General features: G+C 73.1%; 7 protein-coding genes. 6 read left to right on the forward strand and 1 reads right to left on the reverse strand.

The genetic code is table 11. The features are described 5' to 3' along the window. Window positions 1-327 precede the first annotated feature (327 nt). Together ACH4DZ_RS26395 and ACH4DZ_RS26400 are read left to right on the forward strand one after the other, a co-directional pair. A complete protein-coding gene (locus tag ACH4DZ_RS26395) occupies window positions 328-3300 on the forward strand; it encodes an FAD-linked oxidase C-terminal domain-containing protein (RefSeq protein ID WP_398289789.1) in 2973 nt (990 codons plus the stop codon). A gap of 348 nt (window positions 3301-3648) precedes the next feature. After that, window positions 3649-4611 (forward strand): EamA family transporter, encoded by a 963-nt coding sequence (locus tag ACH4DZ_RS26400; protein WP_398289790.1) that lies wholly within the window; start codon window positions 3649-3651, stop codon window positions 4609-4611. Window positions 4612-4820: 209 nt separating this feature from the next. Here the strand turns inward: ACH4DZ_RS26400 and ACH4DZ_RS26405 are convergent, their stop codons facing one another. Beyond that, window positions 4821-5252 carry a LuxR C-terminal-related transcriptional regulator gene (locus tag ACH4DZ_RS26405; protein ID WP_398289791.1) on the reverse strand — a complete coding sequence of 144 codons (432 nt, stop codon included), beginning with the start codon at window positions 5250-5252 and terminating at the stop codon, window positions 4821-4823. Window positions 5253-5698: 446 nt separating this feature from the next. Here ACH4DZ_RS26405 and ACH4DZ_RS26410 point away from each other — a divergent pair, with 446 nt between their 5' ends. From ACH4DZ_RS26410 to ACH4DZ_RS26425, 4 genes are all read left to right on the forward strand, one after another. After that, complete coding sequence (locus ACH4DZ_RS26410) at window positions 5699-6457, forward strand: hypothetical protein (RefSeq protein WP_398289792.1); 759 nt, start codon at window positions 5699-5701, stop codon at window positions 6455-6457. A gap of 137 nt (window positions 6458-6594) precedes the next feature. After that, window positions 6595-9795: an amino acid adenylation domain-containing protein gene (locus ACH4DZ_RS26415; RefSeq protein ID WP_398289793.1), complete on the forward strand. Its 3201-nt coding sequence runs from the start codon at window positions 6595-6597 to the stop codon at window positions 9793-9795. A 57-nt stretch (window positions 9796-9852) separates the two neighbouring features. Continuing rightward, window positions 9853-11238, forward strand: coding sequence for an FAD-dependent oxidoreductase (locus ACH4DZ_RS26420; RefSeq protein ID WP_398289794.1), 1386 nt, complete (start codon window positions 9853-9855; stop codon window positions 11236-11238). Further along, entirely contained in the window at window positions 11235-12533 is a 1299-nt protein-coding gene (locus ACH4DZ_RS26425; RefSeq protein WP_398289795.1) for an aminotransferase class I/II-fold pyridoxal phosphate-dependent enzyme, read from the forward strand. Before ACH4DZ_RS26420 ends, ACH4DZ_RS26425 begins: the two co-directional genes overlap by 4 nt. The last annotated feature ends 125 nt before the right edge of the window (window positions 12534-12658 follow it).

Here is a 12658-nt window from a genome sequence, read left to right on the forward strand (position 1 = left end):
ATTCGTCCGCGAATCGCTGAGGAGCCGCCCCGGCGCGCAATGGGGCGCACGAAACGGAGCGGCCGCAGCCCACCCACAACCACCGCCCCGCCCCGCCCCGCGAGGGGCGCGGGGAACGGCGCGCCCAGCCACGACGGACGGTCAGCCGAAGTAGGGACGGGAGGCCCCGGCAGCCCCGTCAGGGGCGCGGGGAACGGCGCGCCCAGCCACGACGCACCGGCAGCCGAAGGCCGATCGACGGGCCCCGTCCCGCCCCCCCCGCGGGAGGCGACCGCCGCGTACCGACGTGCGCCCTCAGCCCCGGCCTCGGCATGCATGCTTGGGCGCATGACGGAAACGGATCCCGGGAAGCCGAAGCCGCAAGCGCAACCGGAGCGCAGGCCGGAGCCGGAGCCGCAACTGCGGCGCGAGCTGAGCGCGGCACTGGCCAAGACCGTCCGCGGCGAAGTCACCTTCGACGCGACCGCCCGAGCGCTCCACACCATGGACGCGTCCAACTACAGGCGCGTCCCCCTGGGCGTGGTCGCCCCGAGAGACGCCGACGACGTGGCGGCGGCCCTCTCCGTGTGCGCCGGACTCGGCGTACCGGTCGTGGCCCGCGGCGCCGGCACGTCGATCGCAGGACAGGCGACCGGCACGGGCGTGGTCCTCGACTTCACCCGCCACATGAACCGCGTCGAGTCGCTGGACGCCGAGACCCGCACGGCCGTGGTCCAGCCGGGAGTCGTCCTGGACCGTCTCCAGGAGGCCGCCGCACCGCACGGACTGCGCTTCGGACCCGACCCCTCGACACACGGCCGCTGCACGCTCGGCGGAATGATCGGCAACAACTCCTGCGGCTCGCACTCGGTGGCCTGGGGCACCACGGCGGACAACGTCCGCGAACTCTCCGTGCTCACCGCACACGGCGAAAGGCTCCGCCCCGGCCCCGGCTGGGCAGGCGCTCCCGACGGCCTGCGGGCCCTGGTGGAAGCCGAGTTGCAAACCCTCCGCACCGGCTTCCCCACCCTCCCGCGCCGCATCTCCGGCTACGCACTCGACGCGCTCCTCCCCGAACGTGGCGCGGACGTGGCGCGCCTCCTCTGCGGCTCGGAGGGCACCCTCGGCATCCTCACGGAGGCGGTCGTACGCCTCGTCGAGGCACCCCGCGCGCGTGCGCTCGCCGTCCTCGCCTACCCGGACGAGAGCGCGGCGGCGGAAGCGGCGGCAGGCCTGCTGCCGCACGGGCCGCTGACGGTGGAGGGGATGGCGGCCGACCTCGTACCGCCGGACGCGGGGCTGCCCCGGGGCGGCGCCTGGCTGTTCGTGGAGACGGGCGGCGACACGGCGGCGCAGGCACGCGCGCGTGCCGGGGCGATCGCCCGCGCGGCGGACGTGACGGACCCCCTGGTCGTCACCGACCCCGCCGCGCAGCGCACCCTGTGGCGCATCCGCGAGGACGCCAGCGGCACGGCGACCCGGATGCCGGACGGCACCGAGGCGTGGCCCGGCTGGGAGGACTGCGCGGTGCCGCCGGCCCGGCTGGGCGCGTATCTGCGGGACTTCCGGGGCCTGTTGACGTCCCACGGGCTGCGCGGGGCGCCCTACGGCCACTTCGGGGACGGCTGCATCCACGTACGCATCGACTTCGACCTGCTGACACCCGCGGGCGTGGGCCGCTTCCGCCGCTTCTCGGAGGAACTGGCCGAACTGGTCGTCTCGCACGGCGGCTCGCTGTCGGGGGAGCACGGGGACGGACAGGCACGGGCCGAACTGCTGCCGAAGATGTACGGGTCCCGGGTCGTCGGCCTCTTCGAGCGGGTGAAGGACCTCTGGGACCCGGACGGCCTGCTCAACCCCGGCATGCTGGTCAGGCCGCACCGGCTGGACGAGAACCTGCGGTTCGCGGTCCTCCCGCGCGAACCGGTGGACGTCGAGTTCGGCTACCCGGCCGACGGCGGGGACTTCTCGGCGGCGGTACGCCGATGTGTGGGGGTCGCCAAGTGCCGCACCGCGACAGCAGGGGGTTCGTCGGTCATGTGCCCGTCCTTCCGCGTCACCGGTGAGGAGGAGCACTCCACGCGAGGGCGCGCGCGGCTGCTGCACGAGATGCTGGCCGGTGAGGTGATCACGGACGGCTGGCGCTCCACGGAGGTACGCGACGCGCTGGACCTCTGCCTGTCCTGCAAGGGCTGCCGCTCGGACTGCCCGGTCGGCGTCGACATGGCCACGTACAAGGCGGAGTTCCTGCACCACCACTACGAAGGCCGCAGGCGGCCGGCGGCGCACTACGCGATGGGCTGGCTGCCGTTGTGGCTACGGCTGGTGGACCGCACCCGTACGGCACGGCCGCTCAACTTCCTCGCTTCGGTACGGCCGTTGGCGGCGCTCGCCAAACGGCTGGGCGGCATCGCGCCGGAGCGGGAGATCCCGCGGGTGGCGGGGGAGACGTTCAGCCGGTGGTGGGCCCGCGACGGCGTGACGCGCACGGGGTCCGCCGGGCAGCTGGATGCCGGCGGTCCGCCCCGCCCGACGGTCGTCCTGTGGCCGGACACCTTCACGGAGCACCTCTCCCCGTCCGTCGGCAAGGCGGCCGTACGGGTCCTGGAGGCGGCGGGCCTGAACGTGACGCCCGTGACCGCCGGCGGGCGACCGTCCTCCCGCGGTCCGGGCCCGGGGGTCTGCTGCGGCCTGACCTACGTCTCGACGGGACAACTGGACCGCGCCCGTACGGTGCTGCGCCGCACCCTCGACCTCCTGGACCCGCTCCTGGACCCGCTCCTGGACCCGCTCCTGGATCCGGCGTCCGCTTCGGAGCCCGCGCCCGTCCCGCCCGTCGTCGTCCTCGAACCGAGCTGCGCGGCAGCCCTGCGTACGGATCTGCCGGAGCTGCTGCCCGACGATCCGCGCGCGCGGCGCCTGGCGGCGGCGGTGGTGACGTTCGCGGAGGCGCTGGAACGCCACGCCCCGCACTGGACGCCCCCGCGTCTGGACCGCCCGGTCGTGGGCCAGACCCACTGCCACCAGCACGCGGTCCTGGGAGACGCGGCGGACCGCCGCCTGCGCGAGGCGGCGGGCCTGACCGGCACCCTGGCGGGCGGCTGCTGCGGTCTCGCGGGCAACTTCGGCTTCGAGAAGGGCCACTTCGAGGTGTCGACGGCGTGCGCGGAGGAACAGCTGCTCCCGGCGGTCCGCGAGGCCCCCGACGACACGGTCGTCCTGGCCGACGGCTTCTCCTGCCGCACCCAACTGCACCAGACGGCAAAGACCCGGTCCCACCACTTGGCAGAGGTACTGGCAGAAGCCCTACAGACCTCCTGACTGCCCCCGCCCCCAAGGGGCGCGGGGAACGGCGCGCCCAGCCACGACGAACCCGCACTTCCCCACGACCCTCACCCCCACCCCTAAGGGGCGCGGGGAACGGCGCGGCCAGCCACAACGAGCCCGCACTCCCGCCACAACCTCGCCCCCCACCCCCAGCGGCCCCCCATCCCAGTGGCCCCCCCCCGGGGCAGCCCGCACGCACACCGCCGCGCACAAGTAAGCTGCAAACCCGCTTCACAATCCTGACCGAGTCCATTATCCTGGACTGGCAAGTCCATTACCCTGGACTGGCCGAGTCCATCACGATGTACGAGACGTGCACCACCCGAGCTTCCTGGACGCCCCGTGACCATCCCCCGCGCCGACCAACCCCTCCAGGTCGCCGACCCCGCCACCACCGCGGCGAACCCGGACCCCACGTCCGAACCCCCCGCAGCGGCCCCCCGAGGCATACGCGCCCTGGGCCCGGTGGGCCTGGTACTGGCCGGAGGTATCAGCGTCCAGTTCGGCGGCGCCCTCGCCGTGAGCCTCATGCCGCGCGCCGGAGCGCTGGGCGTGGTCGCCCTCCGCCTCGCGGTCGCCGCGATCGTGCTGATGGTGATCTGCCGGCCCAAACTGCGCGGGCACTCGCGCGCCGACTGGGGCACGGTCCTCGTCTTCGGCATCACGATGGCCGCGATGAACGGCCTCTTCTACCAGTCGGTGGCCCGTATCCCGCTGGGCCCCGCCGTCACCCTGGAAGTGCTCGGCCCGCTGATCCTCTCGGTGGTCGCCTCGCGCCGGGCCGTCAACCTCGTCTGGGCCGGCCTAGCCCTCGGCGGTGTCTTCCTGCTGGGCGGCGGAGGCTTCAGCACCCTCGACCCGGCCGGCGTCGCCTTCGCCCTGTCGGCAGGCGCCATGTGGGCCGCGTACATCGTCTTCAGCGCGCGTACGGGGCGTCGCTTCCCGCAGGCCGACGGGCTGGCGCTGGCGATGGTGGTCGCGGCCGTGGCCTTCCTGCCCCTGGGTCTCGTCGCGTCGGGCGACAAGCTCCTGAACCCGACCACGATCGCCCTGGGCTCAGCCGTCGCGATCCTCTCCTCCGTCCTCCCGTACACCCTGGAACTGCTCGCCCTGCGGCGGATGCCCGCCTCCACCTTCGCGGTCCTGATGAGCCTGGAGCCTGCCGTCGCCTCCATCGCCGGCTTCCTCGTGCTGAGCCAGACGCTGACCGTCACGGAGGGGCTCGCGATCGGCCTGGTCATCGCGGCGAGCATGGGGGCCGTACGCACCCAGGTGGGCCGGGGCAGGGCCAAGAGCGTGGGTTAGGACCTGTCGTTCGGATCGTTCGGATCGTTCGGATCGTTCGGATCGTTCGGATCGTTCGGATCGTTTTCGGGATCGGTCGGATCGGTCTGATCGGTCGGTCGTTGGTCCGTCCGCAGGGTGAGCCCCCGGCCGAGGCCGCACACCGGTGGCTTTGCCGACGCTCACCTGGCCCCGCGCTCCACCAGTAGCGGGCGGGGCGGTCGAGTGTCCTACTCCGACCGTGGCGGACGGGGCCGCCGGGGCCTGGAATTCTGGTCCCCGAGTGTCCGGGCGATCGCCTCGGAGCGTCCACTGACGCCGAGCTTCCGGTATATCGCCTGCAGATTATTCTTGACGGTCCGTTCGGCGATCCCTAATCGACGGGAGATCACTCGGTTCGACGCACCGGTGATCAATACATCCAGCACCTGTTCTTCCCGTCGGGTCAATCGTGGGACGGGCGCCGGAGTCCGCTCTCCCCCCGGCATCACGTGGGCCTTCGGTTTCGGGACGGAGTTGGATTCCTCGGGCGTCGCGGGGTGGCATGGACAATGCTCGGCCATCCAGCGGAGCAAGTCGGCTATCTCCTTGAGCGCGGTGACGATCTGGTCCTCGTCGACGTGCCGCGGCTCGCCTCCGTCGAGGCCGCGGGGCGTGATCATGGCACGGGTTCTCCTCCGGAACGCCCTGGTTGAAGGTGGGAAGCGGCAGCGCACAGCCTCCTCGGCGAGGGGATGGCGGTACGCCGGGGGTGGCCTCAGTGATGTACCCCTCCCCGGTACGCCGAACCGGGGAGGGCCCGCAGCAATTCTTTTCTCTTTCTCGGCCTCGTCGTCCGAAAATCACCCCTCGATCGGCTTCGACGCGGCGCGACGAATTCTCGTCGTGTGAATAGCGGGGAGAGCGTTTCCCGCCACTGTGTCCGCGAACCCATTTCTACCTGCACGTAGACGGTTTCAACGGGTCGGGACAGAAGGCTGTCGGCTGGCCCCAAAGTAACCGGTACCTGCCCGAAGGGACCATGCTCCCGGCCGTTTGGCGTGAAGTCACAGGGTTAGCCGAAGCGCGGACGGTGATTTCCGCGACGAAGAGGAATGAGGAATAGCCCGTGACACAGCAGGGAACCGGGACCACAGCAGACCGATTGATCGCGGACCTCGACAAGCGGCGCACGCGGAACACGAGGCATGCGGCGACAGAGGCCGAGGCAGGACGGGCCGCCCAGGGCTCCGGCTTCTCGGACGACCCCCAGGACTCCCCGGGTGGGCAGGACAATGCCCTGCTGGACCTGGCCCACAGTGGCGGACTGACCACCGAGCACCTTCGGCGGATGGTCGGCGTCGAGGCGCAGTGCCAGCACACCGAGCTGGCCGCCTTCGCCCTGATGGCCTCGCGTTTCCCGCACCGCCCGGCCGCCGACCTCTACGACGAGATGGCCGGACTGGTGCGCGCCGCGCAGCCGTCCCTGGCCGACTGCGCGAAGGCCCTCGGCATGTCCGAGCACGACTTCCGGCACGGACCCCGGACCTACCGGAGCTACGCGTTCGGCGGCATGCTCTCGTGGATCGCCCTCCAGGGCAGCCAGGCGGCCACCGCCCTGGCCCTGCACACCGACCTCACCGTCTACCTGAGCGGTTGTGCGGAACTGGTGCGCGCGATCCGCGAGGCGGACATCCGCGTGCCGGACGAGTTCCTGAGGCACTACGGGACCGCCTCCGCGCCCGAACTCCTCGCCCTGGCCGTCAAGGCCACGGACGACGGACTACGCCGCGGTGACGATCCCGCGACGGCTGTACTCGCCGCGTGGCTGCTGGAGCGGAGCCTCAGCGACTTCTGGCGTGCCGCGGCGGAGCCCGCCGCCCACTGAGACGTACGCCGCCGACTGAGACGTACGCCGCTGCTCAAGTCGCCCTCCGCCCGCACCTCCACGGAGTCCACGGCCCGACACCTTTCTCCACCCCTTTCGCCCCCTCACCCGCTCCACCCCCAGACCGAGAGGAACCCATGAGCACCGCACAGCACGACAGGCCCGGAGCCCGCCTGCCCCGTCATGTCCTCGCCTGCAACGATGTCGACGGGGACTACCCCCGGGACGACACGTTGAGCCAACGGTTCGCCACCCAGGCAGCCCGTACTCCGGAAGCGGGGGCCGTCGCGTGGGACGGTGGCGGATGGACGTACGAGGAACTGTTCCGGCGGGTCCGGCGGACCGCAGCGCTGCTGCGTGAACGCGGCGTCGAGGACGGCGACCCCGTGGGCGTCCTGCTGCCCCGCTCGCCGGAGTGGGTCGTCGCGGCCCTGGGTGTCCTGACCGCCGGGGCCGTCCATCTGCCCCTGGACCCCGCCCACCCCGGGAGCCGGTTACGCGGCATCCTCGACGCGGCCGGCGTCCGGCACCTCGTGACCGGCGCGGACAGTCCGTCGGCGGCCGTCGAGGGCCGGATCTGCCTGAGCACCGACGAGCTCACCGCCCCCGCGCCCACCGGCCGTCCCGGCACGGACTCGCGCCCCACGGACGAAGGTCCCGCCCCGGACAGCACCGCCGCCCACTCCTGCGACGAGGCTCCCCGGCGCGGCGCCGACGACCCCGCCTACGTCATCTTCACCTCCGGCTCCAGCGGCACCCCCAAGGGCGTGGTGTGCGACCATCGCGGGCCCTTACGGCTCGCGCTCGGCACCGGTGACCTGAGGCTGAAGTCCGACGACCGGCTGCTGGCCACCACCAACGCCACGTTCGACGTCTCCTGCTACGAACTGTTCGCGCCACTGCTCAACGGCGCCTGTCTGGTACTGCCCGCACCCGAGACGCTGCTGAGTACCGACGCCCTCGCCGAGTTGCTGCGCCGCGAGAGGATCACCGTGATGTGGCTGAGCGCCGGACTGTTCCACCAGCACGCCCGGGGCCGGCCGGAGATGTTCGCCGGCCTGCGCTGCCTGATCGCCGGCGGCGACGTACTGAACCCCGCCGCCGTACGGGCCGTCCTGACCCGCGGCAGGCCCGGGATGTTCCTCAACGGCTACGGCCCCACCGAGAATTCGGTGCTCTCCACCGTCCACCGCGTCGAGAGCCTCCCGCCGCACGCCGACTCCGTACCGATAGGCCGTCCGGTCACCGCCTCGACGGCCTATGTCCTGCGCCCGGACGGCGATCTCGCGGACGCCGACGAGCAGGGCGAACTGTGGGTCGGCGGCGACGGAGTGGCCCTGGAGTACCTGGGCGACGAGGAGAAGACCGCCCGCCACTTCGTCCCCGACCGCTTCGGCACCGGCACGGGACGGCTGTACCGCACCGGGGACCTCGCCCGCTGCCGTGCGGACGGGGTGCTGGAGTTCGACGGGCGCAGCGACCGGCAGGTCAAGATCCGCGGATACCGCGTGGAACTCGACGAGATCGAGACGGTGATGAAGGCGCACGCCGAGGTCACCGACGTCGCCGTGGACGTCGTGGGCGAGGACGCCGGGCAGCGGCTGGCCGCCGCCGTGATCGCCGGCACCGGCGGCGAGCCGGACGGCCTGGTGCGGCGGCTGCGCGAACACACCCGCGACCGGCTGCCCGCGCACATGGTGCCGGCCCGTGTCGTCGTGGTGGACGAACTGCCGCTGACCACCAGCGGAAAGACCGACCGGGCCCGGTTGATACGGCTGGTCGAGCAGCGCCGGCCGGCACCGGGCGACGAAGCGGGGGCCCTGTGCGGTGAGGCCGAGGAGAAGGTCGACCACGTGTGGCGCGACGCGCTCGGTGTGGACCGGATCGACCGCGACGACGACTTCTTCGCCATCGGCGGTACCTCGCTGCGCGCGACCCAGGTGGCCGGAGCCACCCGCCGCACCTTCGACATCGACCCCGCCCACGGCGCCGACCTGGTCGAGTCGCTGCTCTCCAACCCCGACCTCAAGGGCTTCACCCAGCGCGCCGAACAGCTCAGCCGGGAGCCGCAGACGGAGGGCGGGACCGGTACCGTCCCCGCCGACGGCAACGGCCGCGCACCGGTGGACTTCGGCGCGGAGGCGGCCTGGTCGGAGGGGCTGAGTTTCGACGCGCCCGCGGCCGGCGACCCGCTCCATCCGCGCACCGTCCTGCTGACGGGCGCCACCGGGTTCCTCGGGGTGCACCTGATCGCCCAGCTCCTGGGCAACGGCGTGCGGAGGGTGTTCTGCCTGGCCAGGAAGGCCCACACGCCGGACGAGGCACTGGGCCGGATCACCGCGCGGATGCGCCGCTACGGCCTGGACCCGGCACGGTACGAGGACCGGCTGACCGCGGTCCCGGGCGACCTCGCCGACCCCCACCTGGGACTGGACGACGCCACCTGGCAGCGGCTGGCCCGGGAGACCGACACCATCGTGCACGCGGGCTCGCACGTGAACTTCGCCTACCCGTACGCCGCGCTGGCACCCCAGAACGTGGGCGGCACCCGTACCGTCCTGGAACTGGCCGCCGCGGAACGCACCAAGCCGGTGCACTACATCTCGACCATCGCCGTCATCGTGGGCTTCGGCACGGCGGGGGTGCGGCAGGTGCGCGAGGACACCCCGCTGGAGTACGCCGACCGCATCTCCCTCGGCTACCCCGAGACCAAGTGGGTCGCCGAACGACTGATCAGCCAGGCCGCCGAGCGCGGGCTGCCGGTCTCCATCCACCGCCCCTACGAGATCGTCGGCACCGGCGACCGCGGGGTGTGGAACACCGACACGATGATGTGCGCCCTGTTCCGCACCATCGCCGAGACCGGCACCGCGCCGCGGATGGCGCTGCCCCTGGACTTCGTACCGGTGGACCACACCGCCGCCGTCATCACCCGGATCATCACCCACGAGAAGCCCGACGGCCGGGTCTACCACGTCACCAACCCGCGCCCCGCCCTGCTGGACCTGGCCGTGCGGCGACTGCGCGCGATGGGCTACCCGGTGGAGGACCTGCCGTACGACGACTGGGTGGCGTCCGTCGACCGGCTGGCCGCCGACGACCCGGAGCACCCGATGGCGCCCTACCTGCCGATGTTCCTGGAACCGGCGCAGGACTGGGGGGCTTCGGTCAAGCAGATGTACTGCGAGGGCACCTTCCCCGCGTTCGACCGCTCCCACGTCGAACAGGCCCTGGAGGGCAGCGGCCTGGAGTGCCCGCCGGTGGACGACACGATCCTCGATCTCAATCTGCGGTATCTGCGGGAGAGCGGCTACCTCCCCGCGCCGCCCACGGCGTGACCGTACCGCCCCCCTTCTCCCTCCCCGCACGACCCACGCGGAAAGGCTGACCCTCCCATGCACATCGCCGTCATCGGCGCCGGAACCGCCGGACTGGCAGCGGCCTGGCTCCTCGCTCCCGACCACGACGTCACCGTCTACGAGGCCGAACCCGTCCCCGGGGGCGCGGTCCGCACCCATCTGCTCGACACCGATGAGGGGCCCGTGCCGCTGGACCTCGGCGCCCAGCACCTGTCCCCCGCCGACTTCGTCGCCCACCGGGCCCTGCGCCGGATGGTGGGCATCGGCGAGGACGACGAGACGAGCGTGCCCCTCACCCTGACCGTCACCGCCGCGGACGCCGCGGCACCGCTCCTGGTCACACCGGACGACGCCCACGATGCCCGGCGCGGGCGCACCCCGATGACCGGACCGGCCTGGGCGCAGGTCGGCGCGTTCCTCGCCACGGCAGCGGGACGACCGCCGGCCGCCAACACCGGCCCGCGCGACGGCACCACCGGCCCGCACGACGGCTCCGGAGAACCGCGCGCCGGCATCGGCGACGCGTCCGCCGTCCTCCCCGGGCCGGACGCCACGGTCGCCGAGGCGGCGGACGCGGCCGGGGTCGGTGAGGAGGTCCGCGACCGTGTCCTGCTGCCGTGGCTCGCCTCGTACTCCGGCTGCCGACTCGCGGACGCGGCCGCGATGCCGGCCCGTCATGCCGCCGCCTGGGCCCTGCGCACCCCGCCCGCCGGCCCCGGCGACGCGGCACTGTGGACCAACCTATCGGGGAGCCTGGGCACCCTGATATCCCGGCTGGCGGACTCACTCGGCGACCGGCTGCGGCTGTCCGCCCCGGTCACCGGAGTCAGCGCGGGCGGTCCCGGCGGTTCGGCCCCGCTGACCGTGCACACCGCGGCCGGGACCACCTCCGTCCACGACCGGGTGATCGTCGCCGTCCCCGCCCGGTCCGCCGCCCGGATGCTGACCGCGGACCCCACGCTCGCCGAACGAGCCGTCCTACTGGACCGCCTGCCGTACGAGCCGGTGACCGTCGCGCTGCACCGCGACCCGCGGTACCTGCCGCAGCGGCGCCGTCACTGGTCGGCCGTCAACGTCCACGCGCACGGCGACCGTGGCGAGGCGACGTACTGGTTCGGCGCGGCCGGCGGACCCGACGTCTTCAAGAGCTGGATAACCCACCGCGAGGAGCCGGCCGGTGTCCTGCGCGTCGAACGGTTCTGGCAGCCGGTACTCACCGCGGACGCCCTGAGCACCCGGCGCGCACTGCGCGAACTACGGCTCAGCCCCCATCTGCAACTGGCGGGCAGTTACGCGTACGACATCGACAGCCAGGAGTCGGCGGTCCGTTCGGCACTGCACGCGGCGCAGGAGATCGACGCGTCCGCGTCCGGGCCGGTCCGGCTGCGCGCCGCCCTGCAGGGCGCGGAGGCGGTGTCGTGACCTCCTTACCGCGGCCGAAACCGGACCCGGTACGCCCGGCCAGGCGGGTGGCGGCCGGCGAGCACGGGCTGCGCGGGACGCTGACCGGCGAGGCCCGCGAACTGCGCGCCAGGGGCCGCCGGATCATCGATCTCGGCCTGGGCGACCCGGCGGCACACGGGATCTCCGCGCCCCCGACCGTGGAGGCCGCGCTGCGGCAACGACTCGACGACACACGCGGCTACAGCGACGAGGCCGGGCATCTCTCGGTCCGGGCCGCCGTCGCCGAGCACTTCCGCACCCGTCGCGGGCTGCCGGGCATCGGCCCGTCGGACGTGTGGCTGGGCAACGGCGTCTCGGAACTGGCCCTGCTGACCCTCCAGGCGCTGCTGGACCCCGGTGACGAGGTGCTGGTCCCCGACCCCGGTTACCCGATGTGGTCCGCGTACACCGGCCTGTGCGGCGGCATCGCGGTGCCCTACCCATGCACCGAGGCCGACGGCTGGCGCCCGGATCTCGACGTCCTGACCCGGCTGGCGGGCCCGCGGACCCGGGCCCTGGTCGTCATCAACCCGGTCAACCCGACCGGCGCGGTCTGGCCGCCGGAGACCCTCGGTGAACTGGCGGGGGTGGCGCGCGCGCACGGCCTGGTGCTGTTCTCCGACGAGATCTACGACGGGATCCGGTACGTCCCCGGCCCGCACGTACCGCTCGCCGCCCTGGCGCCGGATCTGCTGTGCCTCACTTTCGGCGGGCTGTCGAAGTTCTGTCGTGTGCCGGGCCTGCGCGCCGGATGGGTGGTCGCCTGCCGTCCGCCCGGCGTCGCGCGCGCCTACCTGGACGCGCTGACCTCCCTGGCCGCGCTGCGGCTCAGCCCCAACACCGCGGGCCAGTACGCTATCCCGGCCGCCCTGTCCGCGCCCGCGCTGCGAAACGCCGCCGCGCTCACCGCACCGGGCGGCGCACTCCACGAGGCACGCACGGCGGCCCGTACGGCCATGGCCCGGCAACCGGGCCTGCGGTGCAGCCCGCAGGAGGGCGCTTTCTACGCCTTCCCACGGCTCGACCTCCCGGCGGGCGTCACCGCCGACGACTTCGCCCGTCGGCTGCTGCGGGAGAGGTCCGTACTGGTGGTGCCGGGCGGTCACTTCGGCACCGCCGACGCTCTCGACGCGCATCTGCGACTGACCACCCTGGCACCGCCCGCCGAGACGACGGCCGCCTTCGAGCAGATCGGCGACCTGCTGGACGAGGTGCGCTCGGAGCACGCCGAAGAGGGCGGAGCGACAGCCGGACCGGCGTCGTCATTCCCCTGATCGTTTGACCCAGGGGGTGGGCACCGACCGCCGCCCGCGCCACCGCTCCGTCGGGCAGTGCCGTTCCGCCGGCGTCCTTGACGAGCCCGGCCCATGGGGTCGCGACAACCCGCGTGCGTGAATTC

This window comes from Streptomyces sp. NPDC017991, assembly GCF_044328075.1.
GTDB lineage: Bacteria > Actinomycetota > Actinomycetes > Streptomycetales > Streptomycetaceae > Streptomyces.